Source organism: Lysobacter enzymogenes (genome assembly GCF_900106525.1).
GTDB lineage: Bacteria > Pseudomonadota > Gammaproteobacteria > Xanthomonadales > Xanthomonadaceae > Lysobacter > Lysobacter enzymogenes.
Map to the genome: position 1 here is coordinate 183102 of NZ_FNOG01000002.1, position 20208 is coordinate 203309.

General features: G+C 70.6%; 19 protein-coding genes. 7 read left to right on the plus strand and 12 right to left on the minus strand.

The window, feature by feature from the left end:
* Positions 1 to 14 precede the first annotated feature (14 nt).
* Complete coding sequence (gene gorA, locus BLU84_RS05110) at positions 15 to 1388, minus strand: glutathione-disulfide reductase (RefSeq protein ID WP_074863667.1); 1374 nt, start codon at positions 1386 to 1388, stop codon at positions 15 to 17.
* Positions 1385 to 2695 carry an NAD(P)/FAD-dependent oxidoreductase gene (locus BLU84_RS05115; RefSeq protein WP_074864612.1) on the minus strand — a complete coding sequence of 437 codons (1311 nt, stop codon included), beginning with the start codon at positions 2693 to 2695 and terminating at the stop codon, positions 1385 to 1387. Before BLU84_RS05115 ends, gorA begins: the two co-directional genes overlap by 4 nt.
* On the opposite strand from BLU84_RS05115, the gene BLU84_RS26140 reads away from it, so the two are divergent.
* From BLU84_RS26140 to BLU84_RS05125, 3 genes are all read left to right on the plus strand, one after another.
* Positions 2694 to 3032 carry a hypothetical protein gene (locus BLU84_RS26140; RefSeq protein ID WP_139174688.1) on the plus strand — a complete coding sequence of 113 codons (339 nt, stop codon included), beginning with the start codon at positions 2694 to 2696 and terminating at the stop codon, positions 3030 to 3032. The two genes, BLU84_RS05115 and BLU84_RS26140, sit on opposite strands and share 2 nt — an antisense overlap.
* Before the next feature lie 248 nt (positions 3033 to 3280).
* On the plus strand, positions 3281 to 5107 hold the full coding sequence (locus tag BLU84_RS05120; RefSeq protein ID WP_083382333.1) for a M4 family metallopeptidase: 1827 nt from the start codon (positions 3281 to 3283) through the stop codon (positions 5105 to 5107).
* Positions 5108 to 5489: 382 nt separating this feature from the next.
* The gene (locus BLU84_RS05125) at positions 5490 to 7292 is read left to right on the plus strand and encodes a M4 family metallopeptidase (RefSeq protein WP_083382334.1); all 1803 of its coding nucleotides are present in this window, start codon (positions 5490 to 5492) and stop codon (positions 7290 to 7292) included.
* A gap of 135 nt (positions 7293 to 7427) precedes the next feature.
* On the opposite strand, the gene BLU84_RS05130 is transcribed toward BLU84_RS05125, so the two are convergent.
* The 3 genes from BLU84_RS05130 to BLU84_RS05140 form a co-directional block, all read right to left on the minus strand.
* Positions 7428 to 8669: a DUF418 domain-containing protein gene (locus BLU84_RS05130; RefSeq protein ID WP_074863669.1), complete on the minus strand. Its 1242-nt coding sequence runs from the start codon at positions 8667 to 8669 to the stop codon at positions 7428 to 7430.
* A 92-nt stretch (positions 8670 to 8761) separates the two neighbouring features.
* Complete coding sequence (locus BLU84_RS05135) at positions 8762 to 8959, minus strand: hypothetical protein (RefSeq protein ID WP_074863671.1); 198 nt, start codon at positions 8957 to 8959, stop codon at positions 8762 to 8764.
* A 381-nt stretch (positions 8960 to 9340) separates the two neighbouring features.
* The gene (locus tag BLU84_RS05140; RefSeq protein WP_074863673.1) at positions 9341 to 9820 is read right to left on the minus strand and encodes an FKBP-type peptidyl-prolyl cis-trans isomerase; all 480 of its coding nucleotides are present in this window, start codon (positions 9818 to 9820) and stop codon (positions 9341 to 9343) included.
* Positions 9821 to 9954: 134 nt separating this feature from the next.
* Here BLU84_RS05140 and BLU84_RS05145 point away from each other — a divergent pair, with 134 nt between their 5' ends.
* On the plus strand, positions 9955 to 10530 hold the full coding sequence (locus BLU84_RS05145) for a C40 family peptidase (protein ID WP_139174689.1): 576 nt from the start codon (positions 9955 to 9957) through the stop codon (positions 10528 to 10530).
* 154 nt (positions 10531 to 10684) lie between these two features.
* The gene (locus tag BLU84_RS05150; protein WP_083382336.1) at positions 10685 to 11431 is read left to right on the plus strand and encodes a C40 family peptidase; all 747 of its coding nucleotides are present in this window, start codon (positions 10685 to 10687) and stop codon (positions 11429 to 11431) included.
* 448 nt (positions 11432 to 11879) lie between these two features.
* Here the strand turns inward: BLU84_RS05150 and BLU84_RS05155 are convergent, their stop codons facing one another.
* Positions 11880 to 12377: an acyl-CoA thioesterase gene (locus BLU84_RS05155; RefSeq protein WP_074863675.1), complete on the minus strand. Its 498-nt coding sequence runs from the start codon at positions 12375 to 12377 to the stop codon at positions 11880 to 11882.
* A complete protein-coding gene (locus BLU84_RS05160; protein WP_074863677.1) occupies positions 12374 to 12985 on the minus strand; it encodes an NADPH-dependent FMN reductase in 612 nt (203 codons plus the stop codon). The genes BLU84_RS05155 and BLU84_RS05160 overlap by 4 nt, the downstream gene beginning before the upstream one ends.
* A 172-nt stretch (positions 12986 to 13157) precedes the next feature.
* Between BLU84_RS05160 and BLU84_RS05165 the strand changes: the two genes are divergently transcribed.
* On the plus strand, positions 13158 to 13565 hold the full coding sequence (locus BLU84_RS05165) for a hypothetical protein (protein ID WP_139174691.1): 408 nt from the start codon (positions 13158 to 13160) through the stop codon (positions 13563 to 13565).
* Positions 13566 to 13781: 216 nt separating this feature from the next.
* Here BLU84_RS05165 and BLU84_RS05170 read toward each other — a convergent pair whose 3' ends face one another.
* Positions 13782 to 15203 (minus strand): M16 family metallopeptidase, encoded by a 1422-nt coding sequence (locus tag BLU84_RS05170; protein ID WP_074863682.1) that lies wholly within the window; start codon positions 15201 to 15203, stop codon positions 13782 to 13784.
* Positions 15204 to 15216: 13 nt separating this feature from the next.
* On the minus strand, positions 15217 to 16620 hold the full coding sequence (locus tag BLU84_RS05175) for a M16 family metallopeptidase (RefSeq protein ID WP_074863684.1): 1404 nt from the start codon (positions 16618 to 16620) through the stop codon (positions 15217 to 15219).
* A 186-nt stretch (positions 16621 to 16806) separates the two neighbouring features.
* Between BLU84_RS05175 and BLU84_RS05180 the strand changes: the two genes are divergently transcribed.
* Positions 16807 to 17295, plus strand: coding sequence for an NUDIX hydrolase (locus BLU84_RS05180; RefSeq protein ID WP_074863686.1), 489 nt, complete (start codon positions 16807 to 16809; stop codon positions 17293 to 17295).
* A 148-nt stretch (positions 17296 to 17443) separates the two neighbouring features.
* Here the strand turns inward: BLU84_RS05180 and BLU84_RS05185 are convergent, their stop codons facing one another.
* The 3 genes from BLU84_RS05185 to BLU84_RS05195 all read right to left on the minus strand — a co-directional run bounded on the left by BLU84_RS05185 (position 17444) and on the right by BLU84_RS05195 (position 20163).
* Entirely contained in the window at positions 17444 to 17998 is a 555-nt protein-coding gene (locus BLU84_RS05185; protein ID WP_074863688.1) for a hypothetical protein, read from the minus strand.
* Between the two features lie 80 nt (positions 17999 to 18078).
* Positions 18079 to 18786 carry a hypothetical protein gene (locus tag BLU84_RS05190; protein ID WP_139174693.1) on the minus strand — a complete coding sequence of 236 codons (708 nt, stop codon included), beginning with the start codon at positions 18784 to 18786 and terminating at the stop codon, positions 18079 to 18081.
* A gap of 51 nt (positions 18787 to 18837) precedes the next feature.
* Positions 18838 to 20163: a dicarboxylate/amino acid:cation symporter gene (locus BLU84_RS05195; protein WP_074863692.1), complete on the minus strand. Its 1326-nt coding sequence runs from the start codon at positions 20161 to 20163 to the stop codon at positions 18838 to 18840.
* Between the last annotated feature and the right edge of the window lie 45 nt (positions 20164 to 20208).

Sequence of the window (20208 nt, forward strand, 5' to 3'; positions counted from 1 at the left end):
CAGGCGCGAGCGCCTCAACGCATCAGCACCACTTCCTCGGCGCTGGTCGGATGGATGGCGACCGTATCGCGCAGGTCGTCCAGGGTGATGCCGCGCTTGAGCGCCACCGCGAAGCCCTGCAGCATCTCGTCAGCGGCGTCGCCGACGAGATGGATGCCGACCACCCGGCGTTCCTGGCCGACGCAGACCAGCTTGAACAGGCTGCGCTGCGGCGACTCGGCCAGGGCGTACAGCATCGGCCGAAACCCGGCGCGATAGATGTGCAGATTGTCACCATGTCGTTGCCGCGCCTCGTCCTCGGTCAGGCCGACCTTGCCGATCGGCGGATGCGCGAACACCACGGTGGGGATGTCGTTGCGGTCCAGCGTGGCGCTGGCGCCGGCATAGACGCGGTCCATCAGCCGGCGCGCGGCGGCGATCGCCACCGGGGTCAGCGGCGGATCGTTGGTCACATCGCCGACCGCGTCGATGCCGTCCACGCTGGTGGCGCTGCGTTCGTCGATGCGGATGAAGCCGTCGGCGTCCAGCGCCACGCCGGCGCTTTCCAGACCCAGGCCGGCGCTGTTGGGCTTGCGCCCGGTCGCGAACAGCACCTTGTCGAACGGCTCGCTCAGCGAACCGTCCGCGCCGCGTACGCGCACTTGGGCACCGTCGGCTTCCAGCGCGGCGATGGGGTGGCCGAAATGCAGACGCACGCCGCTTTGGCGGTAGTCGTCGGCCAGTTGCGCGGTGATCTCGTGGTCGAAGCCTTCCAGCAAACGCTGGCCGCGCGCGAACAGTTCGACCTGGCTGCCCAGCGCCTGCAGCACGCCGGCCAGTTCCACCGCGATGTAGCCGGCGCCGACCAGGGCCACGCGCTTGGGCGCGGCGGTCCACTGGAAGAAATCGTCGGAGGTGCCGCCCAGCTCCACGCCGGGAATCGCCGGCTTGACCGCGTGGCCGCCGGTGGCGATGAGGATGCGCGAGGCGCCCATGCGCGCGCCGTTCTCGCATTCCACGGTGCGCGCGTCGAGCAGGCGCGCGCGCATCGGCGCGACGACGATTCCGGCCTTGTCCAGGCGCTTGCGGTAGCTGTCGTGGATGCCGGCGATATAGCGCTGGCGATGGACGATGAAAGTCGGCCAGTCCAGCTCGCACGGCTGCGGCGGCGGCGCGTCGACGGCGAAGCCCAGCGACCGCGCCATGCGCAGCTTGGCGCCGATGTCGGCGGCCAGCCACATCGCCTTCTTCGGCACGCAGCCGACGTTGACACAGGTGCCGCCGAGCAGGCTCGGCTCCAGCAAGGCCACGCGCGCGCCGTGCTCGGCGGCGCGGAACGCGCCGGCCAGGCCGCCGGAGCCGCCGCCGACGACGATCAGGTCGAACTGTGCTTGCTCGGATTCGCTCACGCAAAACGCTCCGGTCGATAAGGATGCGGGTCGATCGCGGGCGCGCGCCCGCCGATCAGGTCGGCCAACAGCTGGCCGGTGCCGGCGCTCATGCTCACGCCCATCATGCCGTGGCCGTTGGCGATCCACAGGCGCTGGCGGCCCGGCACGCGGCCGATCAGCGGCACGTCGTCGAAACTCATCGGCCGCCAGCCGTACCAGCGTTCGCGCTCGACCGGGCCCAGCGGCTGGTGCAGGAACTGCGCGGCGCCGCGCTCCAGCGCGGCCAGCCGGCGCGGGTTGAGGCTTTCGTCGAAACCGGAGAACTCCATGGTGCTGCCGAGCCGGTAGCCGCTGTCCCACATGGTCACGCAGACCTTGGGCTCTTTCAGCACCACCGGCCGCCGCGGCAGCAGTTCGGGCCGGTCGTAGGTGATCGAATAGCCCTTGCCGGGCTGGATCGCACCCTTCAGCGCGGGCAGGCCGATCGCGTCGGCGAGCTTGGGCGACCACGCGCCCAGCGCCACCACCGCCTCGCGCGCGTGGACCAGGCCGTGGCTGGTATCGAGCACGACGCCGTCGGCGTCTTCGCGCAGATCCTTCAGCGCGCAGTATTCCTGCAGCTCGCCGCCGCGCTCGCGCACCGCGCGCGCCAGCTCGGCGACGTAGCGGTCCGGGCGCAGCACCGCGTCGTGGGCGAAGCGGATCGCGCCGACCAGGCCGGGCTTGAACGCCGGGTCCTGCGCCTCGTAGGCGCCGCCGTCGATCAGCTCGACGCCGACGCCGAATTCGCGCAGCAGGTCCAGTTCGTGCTGGCCGTGGGCGTAGCCGTCCTCGGAGCGGAACACGTAGTCGACGCCGGAGCTGTCGAACTCGCACACCAACCCATAGCGCGCCACCCACTCCTGCAGACGCTCGCGAGAATCGTTGAGCAGCGCCGCCTTGGCCACCGCGCTGGCGCGCCAGTCGCGCTCGTTGCAGCGCGCGGCGAAGCGCAGCAGCCAGCCCCACAGCTGCGGGTCGAGCCGGGGTTGCAGGTACAGCGGCGCGTCCGGGGTCAGAATCCACTTGAGCGCCTGCGCGATCACCCCCGGCGCGGCCAGCGGGGTGGCGTGGCTGGGGGTGATGGTGCCGCAGTTGCCGTGCGAACTGCCGCCGCCGATGCGGCCGGCATCGATCACCCGCACCCGGCGCCCGTCCTCGATCAGGATCAGCGCGCAGGCCAGGCCGATCACGCCGGCGCCGACGATCACCACGTCCTCGCGCCGGCCCGCGACGGGCCCGGCCGACTCCTGCTCAACCTGCACTTCTGCCTGCACTGCGCCCATGGTGCTCCGTAGCTGGCTTGCGAACCGATCCGCGCGCGGCGCGGCGATGGTCTGCGCCGCCGCGCGCGGCGTGCCCGACATAGTAACGAGCGCGCGCCGATGCAGTTGCGATGTGGATCGGATACAGGGTTTCGGTGATGCGCATCCGCTCGCGTCGGTGCGCCGCGGTTTGCGTGCGGGGGCCTGCGGCGGCGGCGAATCCGGCGCGAGGCTTGTCGGTTTCGGGCGTGTCGGCGCCTGCGCGCACGCGGCCGGCGCGGGTTCGGTGCCGCACGCGCGTCTGCAGCCGCAGCGGCGGCGCCTTCGCAGCACGGGCGCGTTCGCGGACGCCAGGTGACTGGTTCGCGAACGGCCGGATCGGACTCGTCCGAAAGCGGAAACTTTGCAAATTCAATCACATATTCACATTCAGAAGATTCTCGTCCGGTCGCTACCGCCGGTTGCGCAACTCCTAACGTGGATCGCGACTCGCCGCGTCGCCGCGCTTTCGCCAGCGCGCCGGCGCGACGCAGCCGACCGGCGGCGTCCGCGCGCATCGCGCCCGAGCGCCGCCTCTTCACAGCACCTTCCATAGGGGATCGCTCCATGCAGTTGAAGACCGCTTTGCTCAGCACCGCCGTCGTCGCCGCCCTCGCCGGCCTGTGCCTGCATACGGCATCGACCGATACACCGGCCGCACGCGCCGCCGCCCTGCCGGCGGCCGGCCAGGCCGCGTCGGCCACATCCGCCGCGCCGGCCCTGGCCGCGACCACGGCCGCAGCGCACGCCGGGCACCGGCTGTCGGGCCTGTTCGCCGGCACCGGCGCGCGTCCGGGCAGCGAACTGGCCGCGGCGTCCGAGTCGCCGGCGCAGGCCGATGCCTCACCCGCGGCGAACCGGGCCCGCGCCCTGCTGCACGGCGCGACCGGGCAAGAGCTGCACCGCGTCGCCGCCGACGCCTTCGTCGCCCGCGACGTGATGATCGACCGCGACGGCACCGAGCACGTGCGCATGGAGCGCACCTACCAGGGCCTGCCGGTGGTCGGCGGCGATTTCGTCGTGCACAGCCGCAACGGCGAACTCGAGTCGATCAGCCAGGGCGACAACCTGCGCACCTTCGGCCGTCCCGACATCCAGCCGAAGATCGACGCCGCGCAGGCGCGCGCCACCGCCGCCAGCGCGTTCGACGGCGCCGTCGCCGCGGTCGACAACGCCGGGCTGGTGGTGTTCGCCCAGGGCACCGCGCCGACTCTGGCCTACCAGATGGAGCTGCGCGGCGATCGCCGCAACGATCAGGCGCCGGGCCACCTCACCTATTACGTGGACGCCGGCACCGGCGCGCTGCTGCACACCGAAGACCGGGTCCAGACCGCCGCCGCCAACGGCACCGGCAAGAGCCTGATCTACGGCAACATCGGCATCGTCACCGACTCCACCGCCAGCGGCTTCCGCCTGGTCGATCCCAATCGCGGCGGCGGCTCGACCCTCGACGCCAACAACGCCTCGGTCAACAACGTCAGCGGCGGCTATCCGAACGCGGTGCTGTTCACCGACGCGGACAACGTCTGGGGCAACAACGCCATGTCCGACCGCGCCAGCGCCGCCACCGACGCGCACTACGGCGTCGCGGTCACCTGGGATTACTTCAAGAACGTGCATGGCCGCAGCGGCATCTTCAACGACGGCAAGGGCGTGCGCAGCGTCGTCCATATCGGCACCAACTATGTCAACGCGTTCTGGTACGACAACGGCAGAACGGTCAAGTACATGGGCTACGGCGACGGCGACGGCAACACCTACAACCCGCTCGTCGCCATCGACGTGGCCGGCCACGAAATGACCCACGGCATCACCGGCGCGACCGCCCGGCTGGGTTACTACAACGTCAAGGACACCGGCGGCATCAACGAAGGCATCTCCGATATCTTCGGCACGCTGGTCGAGTTCTACGCCAACAACGCCAGCGATGCGGGCGACTACCTGATCGGTGAGAAGATCTATAAGAGCAATCCCAGCGGAACCAACGCGCTGCGCGTGATGTTCAAGCAGGACGCCGACGGCGCCTCCAAGGTGTGCTATCCGTCCGGCGGCTTCGCCACCGGGACCCAGGCCAGGGGGCCCAACGATCCGCACCTCACCTCCGGCGTGATCAACCGCGTGTTCTATCTCGCCTCCGAAGGCGCGGTGGTGCCGAGCGGCTTCAACTACACCAAGGCCCAGTTGGTGTGCAACAACGACACCACCATCGCCGGCGTCGGCCGCGACAAGATCGGCGCGATCATGTACCGCGCGCTGACCCGTTACTTCGTCTCCAGCACCACCTACCCGCAGGCGCGCACCTGGACCCTGCAGGCGGCGGCCGACCTGTACGGCGCCAACTCGCCCGAGCACGCCACCCTGGCGCGGGCCTGGAGCGCGGTCAGCGTCAACTGATCCATCGCCACATCGCGCCGTCGCGGCGCTTGCGAACGGCCCGCACACGCGGGCCGTTCGCCTTTGCGATCCGGGCGCCGACCCAGCGCGCGGCGCCGCTTCGCACGCGCCACAGACCGACCGTTCGGCTGCTTGCGCATTACGGCGCTGTAATGTGTGACAAACAACAATAAGCACTGCGCGATTGTGTGACGCGCGGGAGGGTTCGCTCGCTCACACAAGATGTGCCGCGCGCCTAAGGTCTTCCTGCCCGCTCGTTATCGGCACGCCACTTGGAACGTGCCAGGCGACGCGGGTCCACCGCACCCGACGCGTTGCCGCCACCGGCGCGGCACGGGCGCGCTTTGGCCCGATTTTCCAACTCTTATGGGGAAGACCGCAGATGCAACTCAAGACCGCATTGCTCGGCAGCGCCATTCTCGCCGCCCTGGCCCTCGTCGCCGGACGCACCGGCGCCGGCATCGACACCGCTCCGGCCGGCCGCGCCGCCGACACCGCCGCTACGGCCGCCGGCAGCGCCGCGAACGCCAACGCGCCGCAGTCCGTCGCCGCGCACCACCACACCCCGCTGGCGGCGCTGTTCGCCGGCACCGGCGCGCGTCCGGGCAGCGACCTGGTCGCGTCCTCGTCCGGCGAAGCCGAAGCCGACGCCTCGCCGGCCGCCACGCGCGCGCGCGGCCTGCTGCAAGGCGCCGCCGGCGAGCAGGTGCATCGCGTCGCCGCCGACGCCTTCGCCGCCCGCGACGTGATGGTCGACCGCGACGGCACCGAGCACGTGCGCATGGAACGCAGCTACCACGGCCTGCCGGTGGTCGGCGGCGATTTCGTGGTGCATAGCCGCAACGGCGAACTCAAGTCGATCAGCCAGGGCGACAACATGCGCACCACCGCGCGCCCCGAGCTGCAGCCCAAGATCGGCCTGGAGCAGGCCAAGATCGAGGCCGGCGCCAACTTCGACGGCCAGGTGCGCAAGATCGACAACGCCGGCCTGGTGGTGTTCGCGCGCGGGGTCGAGCCGACCCTGGCCTATCAGCTGGAACTGCACGGCGAGCGCCGCAACGACCCGCTGCCGGGCCACATCACCTACTTCGTCGACGCCGGCAACGGCAAGCTGCTGCAGGCCGACGACCGGGTCCAGACCGCCGCGTCCAACGGCACCGGCAAGACCTTGCTGATCGGCAACGTCGGCATCGTCACCGACTCCACCAGCAGCGGCTTCCGCCTGGTCGACCCGAGCCGCGGCAACGGCTCGACCTACGACGCCCAGGGCTCGATGAGCTACAGCACCGGCTTCCCCGGCGCGCCGTTGTTCACCGACGCCGACAACACCTGGGGCAACAACGCCACCAGCGACCGCGCCACCGTCGCCGCCGATGCCTACTACGGCGTCGCTGCGACCTGGGACTATTACAAGAACGTGCACGGCCGCAACGGCATCTTCAACGACGGCAACGGCGTGAAGAGCTTCGTCCATGTCGGCAACGCCTACGACAACGCCTTCTGGTACGGCTCGCAGAAGCTGATGGCCTACGGCGACGGCTCCAGCTTCAAGCCGCTGGTGGCGCTGGACGTGGCCGGCCACGAGATGACCCACGGCGTCACCGAGGCCACCGCGCGCCTGGGTTACTACAACATCAAGGACACCGGCGGCCTCAACGAAGGCATCTCCGACATCTTCGGCACCCTGGTCGAGTTCAGCGCCAACAACCCGAACGACCCGGGCGATTACCTGATGGGCGAGAAGCTGGTCAAGAACAACCCCAACGGCACCAGCGCGCTGCGCATCCTGTTCAAGCAGGACGCCGACGGCCGTTCGAAGGTGTGCTACCCGTCCGGCGGCTTCACCGCTTCGCAGACCGGCCAGGGGGGCACCTACGATCCGCACTTCACCTCCGGCGTGCTCAACCGCGTGTTCTACCTCGCCTCCGAAGGCGTGGTGGTGCCGAGCGGCTTCAGCTACACCAAGGCCCAATTGGTGTGCAACAACGACACCACCATCGCCGGCATCGGCCGCAACAAGGTCGGCGCGATCATGTACCGCGCACTGACCCGCTACTTCGTCTCCAGCACCACCTATCCGCAGGCGCGCACCTGGACCCTGCAGGCGGCGACCGATCTGTACGGCGCCAACTCCGCCGAGTACAACGCGCTGGCGCGGGTGTGGACGGCGGTCAACGTCAACTGATCCATCGCTGCATCGCGCCGCGGATCGCGGCGCAAGGAACGGCCCGCTCGCGCGGGCCGTTCCTTTTTCGATGCGGTCTTGGCGGCGCGTTCGTCGCGACCGTTTTATCGGCGCCGTGTTTTCAGCGCTGTCGCTTCAACGCCGCGCCGGCTCGACCCGCAACGGCGGCCAGCGCCCGTAGGTGAACGCGCGCCACAACCACTCCACCGGCCCAAAGCGAAACCGCCGCAGCCACCACGCGCTGAACGCCATTTGCGCGGCGAACAACACCAGCGCAGTGACCATCAGCGTGCTGTACGGCCAGCGCCCCCACTGGCCCAGGCCGTAGCCGTACAGCGCCCAGGTCGCGATCAGCGATTGCGCGAGGTAATGGCTCAGCGCCATGCGCCCGGCCGGCGCGAAACGCAGCGGCCAGCGCACGCCGCGCGCGAGCATCAGCGCCACCGCACCGGTCGCGGCCAGCGCCAGCGGCAGGCCGGAGGCGACGTGCAGCGCCTGCGCCAGCACCGATCTTGCCGTGAACACCGCCATCGCCGGCGACGGGTCCAGGGCCACGCTGGCGGCGGTCAATACGACGCCGAGCGCAACGCCCCAGCCGATCGCTGCGCGCCAGTGCGTGCGCCACCCGGCCGCGTCGGCGAGCGCGCCGCTGCGCGCGATGCCGGCGCCGATCAGGAACAAGCCCAGCGTCAACGGCAGCATCACCACCCAGCCGCCCACCGTGGCGTCGAAGAAGAACGACCAGCGCTGCGCGGTCGCCGCGGCGTAGTCGCCGCTCGCATAAGCGGCCACTTCCGCGGCGCGCTCGGCCTGCGCTGCGGCCAGGTGCACGGCGTCGCCGACGGCCACGCCGGGCAGGCTCAGCGAGGCGGCGATCAGCAGCATGAAACCGATGCCGCTGGCGTACAGCGCGCCGCCCAGCACGACCCAGCGCTCGGGCGCCCAACCGCGCAGCGCCAGCAGCGCGAACGCGCACAGGGCGTAGGTGACGAGGATGTCGCCGGCCCAGATCAGCCACGCATGGATCAGGCCGATCGCCAGCAGCCCGACGCTGCGGCGCAGATAGATCGCGGCGAAACCGCGCCCGGCCGACGGCGCGCGCCCGAGCATGCTGGCGAAGCCCATGCCGAACAGCAGCGCGAACAAGGTCCAGGCCTTGTCGCGGATCGCGACGTAGACGAAGGCCGACCAGGCGTAATCGCCGCCGCGCAGCGAGGCGTCGATGCCGTCGTGCAGTTCCCGCAACGGCCCGGCGAACGCGGCGACGTTGCTCAGCAAGATGCCGAGCAGGGCCAGGCCGCGCAGCGCGTCGAGCGCGGCGATGCGCTCGGGCGCCGGCACGGGCGCGAGTTCGAGGGAGGCGGTCGTCGGGGGCATTGCGGTACGCAGGCGGAAAGGCGAGCGCGAGTATGCCAAGCGCGGCGGGCAAAGCCGCGGCCGGCGGCGGCGCGCGAACCCACGCAGCCTGATTACTTGCCGAAAGCCACCAACACCGACAACACCAGCAGCGCCGGCGGCCAAAAACGCACCGGAACCGAATACAGCGACGATTCGGCGCCTATGGACTCTCTAAAGAAGAAGATCAGCCCCGCCGACGCCGCCAGTCCGGCCGCGGTGCCGGGATGACCGCCCACCTTGCCCGCGCCGGCGACGATCAGGGCGACCAACAGCCCTGCCCACAATCCATTCCCCCGCCACCACATCGCGACTGCCCCCTGTGCCTTGCCGTCCCGAACGCCAGTATCGGCGCGCCGGAATTCGCGCGGACATCCGGTTCGAGCCGAACCCAGCCGCTCCGCCCCGGGCCGCCGCGCGTGGCGGCGATGGTAAGCCGCTGGGGCTTGCACGGGTGAGGCATCGGCGATCCGGGCACTCGGCCGCGGTCGGTCGCGGCGGCCGTGCTGCCTTCCCTTGCCTGTGCTGCTCCCCTCGGCCGCCGACGCATCGCCGCCGCCCTCATCGCAAACCGCAGCCCCGCAAACGCGAACGGCCCGCATGCGCGGGCCGTCCGGTGTCGCCTCGTCGCAGCCCGAACGGGCCGCGCAGGTTCAGTGGGCGTGGCCGCCGTCGCCGTGCACGTGGCCGTGCTCGATCTCTTCGGCCGCCGCTTCGCGCACATCGACGATCTCGATGGCGAAGTGCAGGTCCTTGCCGGCCATCGGGTGGTTCAGGTCGACGTCGACCACGCTCATGCCGACCTTCTGGATCGTCACCGCGCGCGGGCCGAAGTTGGTCGGCAGCACCGCCTGCATGCCCGGGACCAGCTTGGCGTCCTTGAAGTACTTCTTCGGCACGCGCTGGGTCAGGCCGTCCTGGCGCTCGCCGTAGGCCTCGGCGGCCGGGACGTCGGCTTCGAACTTATCGCCGGCTTCGCGGCCGTCCATCGCCTTTTCCAGGCCCGGGATGATGTTGTTGTGGCCGATCAGGATCGCCAGCGGTTCGCGGCCTTCCGAGCTCTCGACGGGCTCGCCGCCCTGCTCGGCTACGGTGTAGTGGAAACGCACGACGCGATCTTTTTCGATTTTCATGGCTAGTCCGGCTGGGTGGACGCGCACGGCGCGCCCGGGAAATGGAGGAATCGGCGGCCGATGCGTGCCGGCCGCCACAAAACGACACATCGATTGTCTTGTCGCCGTTGCCGCTAGCCGCCAAGCTATCGGCCGTGACGAAGGCCGCGCATTATCCCGGCAACACCGCTCCCGCGCCAGCGCGCGGGCCCTGGCCGTTGCCGGCCGCCGTGCTCGCCGCGGCCCTGTGCGGCCTGCTCGCCGCCTGCAGCGGCGGCAAGCAGACGGTGCGGCGCGGGCCGCCGCCGGCGCAACCGGCCCGGGTCTGGCCGCACGTCGCCCCGGACAACCCCGAAGCCGCCAACGCCGTGCTGATGCGCGCCTTCAGCCTGGTCGGCACCCCGTACCGCTACGGCGGCAACACCCCGGAAGGCGGCTTCGACTGCAGCGGCCTGGTCAACTACGTCTACCGCGACATGCTGGCGCTGAACCTGCCGCGCACCTCGCGCGACCTGGCCGGCTACCAGGGCCCGCGCATCGACCCGATGCGGCTGGCCGGCGGCGACCTGGTGTTCTTCGGCAGCGCCGGCAACGTCAGCCACGTCGGCATCTACGTCGGCGAGGGCCGCTTCGTCCACGCCCCCAGCAGCGGCGGCACGGTCCGCCTGGACCGCCTGGACGGGCCGTACTGGCGCGATCACTACAGCGGCGCCAAGCGAATTCTCAAGTAATTTTGAGATCCGACTGAACAGGACTGAGGCCTGGGACGCGTCAGAAATGTGAGCAAAATCACATGGATGATTACGGCCGCCTAACGAAATTTGAACCACACTGTCCCACCTGGCGGGTATTGTCCTTCTCCGGTGACGACTCTGTGATTACTAAGTGACGACTTCGACCCATCGCCACAACCGCCAGACTGCCACCCCCCAAGCATCTTGCGACACCGTCCACGGCCGACGCCCCGGCCGCCGGGCCAGCCAACGAATCCTGCTGACCGCCACCCTGGCGGTCTGCGCCCTGCCTGCGTTCGCCCAGTCCGTTTCCGCCAGCGCGGCCTCGTCCCTGCTGCCGGGCGGCCCCTCGCTGCGCAACGATTCGGCCGACGCGCCGGAAGCCCGCGGCGGCAACATGCTGCCGGAGGCGATGACCCTCTCCGACCGCGCCCTGATGCTGGCGACCGACCTGAACCGCATGCTCGGCCAGGGTCAGGACGTCCCGCTGAGCAAGAGCGACATCCCGGTCGCCGAACAGGGCCGGATCAAGGGCATGCTGCAGAAGGCCCTGGCCCTGCTGGGCACCCCGTACCGCTGGGGCGGCACCTCGCCGGACCAGGGTTTCGACTGCTCGGGCCTGGTCGGCTACGTGTTCCGCAACGCCCTGGGCATCGAACTGCCGCGCGTCTCGCGCGAGATGGCCAAGACCGGCGAAGTGATCGACCGCGACGCCATGACCGAAGGCGACCTGGTGTTCTTCGGCCGCCGCGGCCGGGTCGACCACGTCGGCATCTACCTCGGCGACGGCCGCTTCGTGCACGCCCCGCGCACCGGCAAGGACGTGACCGTCTCGAGCCTGGACAGCGGCTACTGGAGCGGCAAGTTCATGGAAGCGCGCCGGGTCGACGGGATCTGAGTTTCGCCGCTACGCGCATTCGACAGGCCGCCTTCGGGCGGCCTGTTGCGTTTGGGGGCTGTATCCCGACTTCGTGCTTGCGCCGCGACCGGCTGCCCCGCGGTCGCAGCTTGCGCAGCTCCTACAGTCGGAAACGAAGCTACGGCCCCGCCCTGTAGGAGCGGCGCGAGCCGCGACCGCGACACCGCGCCTACGACGCGACCGGCTACCCCACGGTCGCAGCTTGCGCAGTTCCTACAGTCGCAAACGAAACCACGGCCGCCCCCTGTAGGAGCGGCGCGAGCCGCGACCGCGACACCGCGCCTAAGACGCGACCGGCTGCCCCGCGGTCGCAGCTCGTGCAGCTCCTACAGTCGGAAACGAAACCACGGCCGCCCCCTGTAGGAGCGGCGCGAGCCGCGACCGCGACACCGCGATCACGACGCAACCCGCCTCGCGCGAGCCCGGCTCAACCTTCGTGCACGTACCGCTCCACCGTCGCCTCGATGCCCTTGCTCAGCTCCATGATCTTGAGCGCGTACTCGGCCAGGCGCTTGTCGTCGTCGGTGACCGGGGTCCACGGCGGCACCGGGGTCGGCTTGCCTTCGACCGTGTCCATCGCCACGAATACGATCACGCAGTGGGTGCACAGCCGCTCTTCCGGCTCGCCGTCGTCCAGGCCCGGGTCGCGCGCCTTGACGTCGACGGCGAAGTGCATGCTGCTGGTGCCGGTGTGGATCAGCTTGGTGTGCACGGTGACCAGGTCGCTGATCCGGATCGGCGCGACGAAGCGGATGCCGCCGACCGCGACGGTGACGCTGTACTTGCCGCTCCAGCCGACCGCGGCGGCGTAGCCGGCCTGGTCGATCCACTTCATCACCATGCCGCCGTGGACCTTGCCGCCGTAGTTGACGTCGGTGGGCTGGGCGAGGAAGCGCAGGTTCAATTCGCGTTGCTGGCCTTTCATGCCGGGGCTCCCTGGGTGGCGTAGACGCGCAGATGGCGCACGACCGCGGCGCCAACGCGGTGCACGGCTTCGCGCTGGCGCTCGTCGCCGAGTTCGCCGTAGTCGTGCAGCTTGTCGCCGGCCTGGCCGACCGCGACCTGCTGCGGCACCACGATCAGGCCGAGCTTGGCCAGCGCGTCGCGCAGCACCAGCAGCGAGCGCAAGCCGCCCAGCGGCCCCGGCGAGGCCGAGACGATGCCGGCGACCTTGTCGGCGAACAGCGTGGTGCCCGAGCGGCCGTCCGGCAGCGGGCGCGAGATCCAGTCCAGCGTGTTCTTGACCAGCGCCGGCATCGAACCGTTGTACTCGGGGGTGGAGATCAGCAGGCCGTCGTGCTGCGCCATCAGCTCCTGCAGGCGGCGCGCGTTCTCGGGCATGGCTTCGGCTTCGATGTCGCCGTCGTAGACCGGCAGCGAATAATCGCGCAGTTCGATCAGGCTGACCTGCGCGCCGGCGGCGCGCGCGCCCTGCGCCAGCACCGGGATCAGGCGGCGGTTGTAGGAACCCGAGCGCAGGCTGCCGGCGAAGGCGAGCAGGCGCGGGGGCGAAGGAACGGGGCTGGCGGACATCGACGGACTCCTGTGCTGGCGCGGGAATTATGCGCGAGCCGCGCGTCCGCGGGCCGACACGCGGGTGCACGCGCCTGGCCGCACCGAACTGCGCCGCGCTTGCAGGCCGCGCACGCCGGCGCGATGCTCGCGCTGTCGCCGGCCGCGCGCCGGCTTGCCAGGGAGCGATGCGATGGGACGCACGATGGTGGCGGCGATGGCGGGCCTGGCCCTGGCGATGGCGACGATGCTGCTGTTCGAAGCCGGCTACGGCCTGCTGCACCCGCTGCCGGCCGGCGCCCAGGCGCAAGACCCGGCGACGATGAGCGCGCACCTGGCCGCCGCGCCGCTGCCGGCCCTGCTGCTGGTGCTGGCCGGCTGGGTAGTCGGAGCGCTCGACGGCGGCCTGCTGGCCGCGCTGATCTCGCGCCGGCACAAGCGCGGCGCGGCGCTCGCGATCGGCCTGCTGGTGACGGCGGGCGTGGTCGCGGTCACCGCGATGTTCGCCCACCCGCTGTGGCTGCTGATCGCCGGCGTGGCCTTGCCGCTGCCGGCGAGCTGGCTCGGCGCGCGGCTGGCGCAGCGGCGCGCGGCGGGCTGATCCCGCGCCGTCGCCGCGCCGGGCTGCGGCGCCCGATCCGAAGCCGCTTAGCGCCTGCAAGCTCTCGCTGCACCTGCCCGCACCGCCTCGAGGCTGTCGCTCGCGGCACGAGCGCGAGCGCAGATTGCGCGACCGCCCTCCCCGCGCGCATCCGCTGAAAACAGAAACCCCGGCCGAAGCCGGGGTTCGCGGGCACTGCGCGCAAACGCGCGGAACTCACTTCTCCTGCTTGAACTCGCCGAACTCCTTGAGCTGCGGCGCCACCGCCTTGTAGTCGCCGACCACGACGATCGACTGGTCCTTGGCGGCGTAGTACTTCTTCGCCATCGCCTGCACCTGGGCGGCGTCGACTGCGCGGATCTTCGGCACGTACTCGCCGAGGAACTCGGCCGGCAGGCCGATCAGCCAGTTGCCGGCCAGGCTGGCGGCGACCGAGCGCTGCTGCTGGTTGCCGATCAGATAACCGCCCGCGACGTAGCGCTTGGTGTCTTCCAGTTCCTGGGTCGGCACCGGGTAGTCGTTGAGGCGGCCGAACTCGTAGACGAACTCGCCCAGCGAAGCGCCGGTGACTTCGTTGCGCACGTCGGCCGAGGCCTGGATCGCGCCGCCGGCGCGCATCGTGGTGAGGCCGCCGCGGGCGCCATAGGTGTAGCCCTTGTCCTCGCGCAGGTTCTGCATCAAGCGGCTGCTGAAACCGCCGCCGAGCACGATCCCGGCCAGTTGCGCGGGCACGTAGTCGGCGTCGGTGGCGGCGATGCCGGGACGGCCCAGCCGCAGCGCCGACTGCACGCTGCCGTCGCGCTGGATGAAGATGCGCTGGGCCGGCGCGCTGCGCTGCGCCGGCGCGGTGTCGGCGATCGCTTCGCCGCTCGCCTTCCAGCCGGCGAAGGCCGCTTCGGCGAGCTTGAAGCCTTGCTCGGCGGAGATGCGGCCGGTCACCACCAGCAAGGCGCGGTCGGGACGGAAGCGGCGCGCGTGTTCGGCGCGCACCTGTTCGGCGGCGACCGCTTCGATCGAGGCCTCGGTCGGCTGGGTGCGGGCGTAGGGATGATCGCCGTACACCGCCGCCGACAGCGCGCGCGCGGCCTTGTAGCCCGGCTGCGCCTGCGCCACCTTCAGGCCTTGCAATGCATTGGCCTTGGCCAGTTGCACTTCGGCGTCGGGGAAGCTCGGGCTCTGCGCGACTTCGGCGATCAGCTGCAGCATCGAAGCGGCCTGCGAGGCCAGCGCGTCGCCGCTGAGGACCACGCCGTCGTTGGTCGCGGACGCGCCGATCGAGCCGCCGTAGCTCTGCGCGGCTTCGGCGATCGCCTTGGCGTCGCGCTTGGCGGTGCCTTCGACCAGCAGGCTGGCGTAGAGCGAGGCGAAACCGCGCGCGTCCGCGGCATCGGCGGCGTAGCCGGCGTTGCGTACGGCCAGCACGTAGTCGACCCGCGGCAGGCCCTGGCGCGGCACCACCCACACTTCCAGGCCGTTGGCGAGGGTCTTGCGGGCGATCTGCGGCACCGGCAGCGGCTTGTCGGCGGCCAGCGGCGGCAGCCGCTCCGGCAGTGCGACCGAGGCGGCGCTGGCGGCCCCGGCGGCGAGGGTCAGCGCCAGCGCGAGCGGCAGCGCGAGGGGCTTGATGGTCAGGCTCATGGCTGGGCTCTCCTCAGGGCTTGGCCGGCGCGGCGGCGGCGGGCGCCGCGGCGGGCGCGGCCGGACGGCGGTCGATGACGGTGCGGTTGGCGCGGGTCAGGTAGGTCTTGGCCACGCGCTGCAGATCGGCCGAGGTCACCCCTTCGATCAGCGCCGGGATCTTGTTGATCGCGTTGGCGTCGCCCCACAGCGTCTGCATCACCGCCAGGGTGTCGGCGCGGTCGATGAAGGCGTCCAGGCCGTTGTACCAATTGGCCAGCATCTTGGTCTTGACCCGCTTGAGGGTGGCCGCGTCGACGCCGCTCTGGGCGATCTTGGCCACTTCCTCGTCGATCACCGCCAGCACCGCGTCGGCGCTGCTGTCGGGCTTGTACAGCGCGAACAAGGTGTAGAGCGTGGGGCCGTTGTAGTTCCACTCGTCGCCCAGGCCGTACAGCGGCTGCACGTTGAGCGCGAGCTGGCGCTGCTTGACCAGCGCCTGATGCAGGCGCGAAGCGTCGTCGCCGGCGAGCACGTTGCCCAGCACCGCCATCGGCGCCTGGTCGCGGCTGCCGCGCGCGGGCATCTTCCAGCCGGCGGCGATCGCCGGCACCTGGGCCAGCGCGTCGGTCTGGCTGATGCGCTTCTCGGCGCTGTTGAGGCCTTCGCTATAGTCGGCCGGCGCCGGCGTCGGCCGCCCGGCGACCGCGCCGAAGTACTTGTCGGCCAGGGCGAAGGCTTCTTCCGGCGAGATGTCGCCGGCGATGCCGAGCACCGCGTTGTTGGGGCCGTAGTAGTCGCGGTGGAACGACTGCACGTCGGCGAGGCTGGCGCTCTCCAGGTCCTGGAAGCTGCCGTAGCCGTCGTGGTTGTTCTCCCACTTCTGGAACGCATGCTGGCCGATGTCGAGCCACATGAAGCCGCCATAGGGCTTGTTCTTGACGTTGACCCGGATCTCTTCCTTGACCACGTCCTGCTGGTTCTTCAGCGTGGCCGGGTTGAAGTCCAGGGTCTTCATGCGGTCGGCTTCCAGCCACAGGATGCGTTCCAGCGCGGACACCGGCGCGACTTCGATGTAGTTGGTGTAGTCCGGCCGGGTCGAGCCGTTGTTGCGGCCGCCGCCGCCGGAGATGACCTGATCGAACACGCCCTTGGGCGCCTTCGGCGTGCCCTGGAACATCAGGTGCTCGAACAGATGGGCGAAGCCGGTGCGGTTCTTCGGCTCCAGCCGCATGCCGACGTGATAGACCACGCTGACGCCGACGGTCGGCGAGCTGTGGTCGGGCGATACGACCACGGTCAGTCCGTTGTCGAGTTTCTTGACCGCCACCGGCAACTGCCAGCGATCGCTCTCGGCGGCGGACGCGGAGGTCGCGAACGCGGCGGAGGCGAGCGTGGTCAGGCCGGCGAGCAGCACGCAAAGGTGAGGCTTGCGCATGAGGGCTCCCTGTCCTGTCGTAATGGTCCGCGCCGGCGCGGCGCGGGCGCAGTCCTGCGCACATTAACCGAGCCGCGGCGCCGACGGTGCGGGTCGGAAGTCACGTGGGGATGCCGGCGCCGCTGGCCGTTGCCGGCGCGATCGCCCACACTGTGCGCCTGCCCTTCCCCGCGCGCCGATCCGCCGATGCCGTACACCCCCATCGTGGCCACCCTGGGCTACGTGATTTCGCCCGATGGCCGCCAGGTCCTGATGGTCCATCGCAACGCCCGCCCCGACGACCACCAGCTCGGCAAGTACAACGGCCTGGGCGGCAAGCTCGAACCCGACGAGGACGTGCTGGCCGGCATGCGCCGCGAGATCCGCGAGGAAGCCGGGATCGAATGCACCTCGCTGCAGTTGCGCGGCACCATCAGCTGGCCCGGCTTCGGCAAACGCGGCGAGGACTGGCTGGGCTTCGTGTTCGTGATCGACGCCTTCGAAGGCGAGGCGTATGCGAGCAATCCCGAAGGCACGCTGAAGTGGGTCGACATCGACCGCCTGCACGAGCTGCCGATGTGGGAAGGCGACCGCGAGTTCCTGCCGCTGGTGTTCGACCGCGACCCGCGGCCGTTCCACGGGGTGATGCCGTACCGCGAGGGGCGGATGGTGTCGTGGACGTATTCGCGGGTGTGAGCGGCTTTGTGCGTAGCGCGGCTGCCTGATCGGGTCGAAAGGCGTCGGGCCTGAAGGCCCTCCCACAACTGCGCAGCCGCTCATCCATGCGGCGATGCGGTTGTGGGAGGGCCTTCAGGCCCGACGCTCTTCGGCCCGCCCTTGCGCCTCAATCCCCCATCCGCACCGTGCCGCGACCTTCTTTCTGTTCGAATACGAAACTGTAGGCGAGGCTGACCGCGACCGCTTCCTCGCGGCCGCTAACGCAGCCCTGCTCGTCGGCCGGCTTGGCGCCGGGATAGACGCAGCGGAACGCCGGATCGAAGCGCCAGCGCGCGACCGCGGCGCGCGCGGCGTCGAGCAAACGCGGATCCGCCGGTGTCTGCGCGGGGCAGCCCTCGCCCGCCGCCAGCGCGCGGCTGCCGGCGACCGCGCCGTCGGCGCCGATGGCGACGCTGAGGCACACCGTCTGCGGCGGCAGGCGCTGCGCCAGCAAGGCCTGCGGATACTCCGGCGCGGCGTTGCCGGCTTCGGCCAGCGGCATCTGGAAGGTTTCGTTGGCGGCCAGGGCCAGGCGCTCGGCGGCGACGAGGCGTTTGTCGATGGAACGCACGCCGACGGCGCCGGTGGGCGCTGGCATCGCAACTGGGCGCGGCGCGCTGGCGCAGGCGGCGAGCGCCAGCGCGCAAACGGCCGGCGCGAACAACGACAGTCCGTTCGGCATGCGGCGTCCTCCTGGATGACTGCGGCGATCATGGCCGATCGCCGGCCGGCCGCCAATCGCGGCGGAACCCGCAGCAAGCGCTAACGCAAACGCCGCTCGACCTCGGCCCAGTCGTGCTCCCACAGCCGGGCGTCGTGGCTCCAGTCGGGCACCGGATGATCGAGCGGTTCGAGCTCGCAAGGGGCGAAAGGCTCGCCCTCGAAACGCAGGCCGAGCAGCAGTTCCGATTGCGGCGCCCAGCGCAGGATGGCTTCGCGCGCCGGCCGCAACGGGCTGGCCGCCGGGTCCGCGCCGCTTTCGGCCAAGTCGAAGCTCGCATGATCGAACACGACCAGGCAGCGCCCGTCGTGCGTGCGCAGCAGATAGATGCGGCCGCCTTCGTCCGGCTCGCGCACCGCGCGGCACTCCAGCACGCGGTAGCGCTCCTCGCGCACCAGCGCGGCCTCGGCGTCGGCGCGATACGGGCCGAGGGCTCGCGACAGGTTGGCTCGCGCATCGCGCGCAAACGCCCGGCGCACCGCGATCGCGCCCAGCGCCACCGCGGCCGCGCCGAGCCAGGGCGCCGCGCGCCAGAAGCCCGCGCCCCACCCGGGCGCGCCGGCGACGTCTCGGACGATGTGGGTGACGATCCAGGCCAGGATCAGCGCGAACGACACGTAGATCGCCGCGACGGCGACATGCAACAGCCACTCGCCGACGCCGGCGGGTTCGACGCGCTCGCAGGCGTCGCTCATCGGCCGCAGACGCTCGCGTTCTTCCGACGTCATCGCAACGACAGCGGTTTCCATCGCCCCACCTCCCTGTGTCGGCCTGCACGGCGCTTGGCGCCGGCGTGCGCATCAGCCCTTTGCGTTTTCCTCGATCCCGACATCGGTCGGCGCCGCCTCGTAGATCTCGCGGTCGAGCAAGCCGGTTTCCTTGGCCACCAGCACCGGCACCAGCATCTGCCCGGTGACGTTGGTCATGGTCCGCATCATGTCGAGCACGCGGTCGATGGCGTACAGATAGCCGATGGTCTCCAGCGGCAGGCCGGCGGCGCTGAGCACCACGGTGGCCATGATCACCGCCGTGCCCGGAACGCCGGCGGTGCCGAAGCTGCCGAGCACCGAGGCGATCAGGACGATGAAATATTGATCGGCGGTCAGCGGCGTGCCGGTGTATTGGGCGATGAACACCGCGCACAGCGCCGGATAGATCGCGCCGCAGCCGTCCATCTTGATGCTCGCGCCCAAGGGCGATGCGAACGCCGCGTAATCCTTGTTGACGCCGAGGTTGTGGGTGATCGAGCGCATCGCCACCGGCATCGCGGCGAAGCTCGACGAGCTCACGAACGCCACCTGCATGCCCGGCGCGGCGCCGCGGAAGAACTTCAGCGGGTTGAGCCCGTGCGCCAGCAGCAGCGCGCTGTAGACCACCACGATGTGCAGCGCACAGGCCACGTACAAGGCCAGCACGAAGTTGCCCAGCGGCAGCAGCTTCTCGAAGCCGTAGGCGCCGACCAGCGCGGCGATCAGGCCGAAGGTGCCGATCGGGGTGACTTCCAGGACGAAGCGGGTGACCTGGATCATCAGCTCGCTGGCCTCGCCGACCAGCTTGCGGAGGCCTGCGACCTTCTCGCCGAGCTTGACCATGGCGAAGCCGAGCAGGCCGGCGAAGAAGATCACCGGCAGGATCGACCCCTTGCCGACCGCCAGCACGGTCTCGCCGGCGGCGTTCTTGGTCGTGCCGATGCCGGTCAGGGCGTAGAACGGATTGCTCGGCACCACGTCGAGCAGCACCTTGGTCACGCTGGGCACGTCGCGCGGCTTGTAGTCCGAGTCCATCGCCAGGCCGATCACGCCGGCGCCGGGCTGCAGGATCGTGCCGACCGCCAGGCCCACCGCCACCGCCAGCACCGCGGTGATCGCGAACCACAAGAAGGTGCGGCCGCCGAGCGCGGCGATGGATTTCTGCCCGTGAAGCGAGGCGACCGCGTTGATCACCGCGAAGAACACCAGCGGCACCGCGATCATCTTGATCAGGGTGACGTAGAGATCGCCGAGCGGGCCGAACCAGGTCTCCGCCGCCGGCCCGAACGCCCAGCCCGCCAGCGCGCCGAGGACGAAGCCGCCGACCACGCGCTGCCAAAAGGGAATGCGGAACCAGGCGGAGAACAAAGCGGTCATCGCGGGCTACCGAGGTCGAAAGGTGGCGGGGACGGGCGTGTCGTC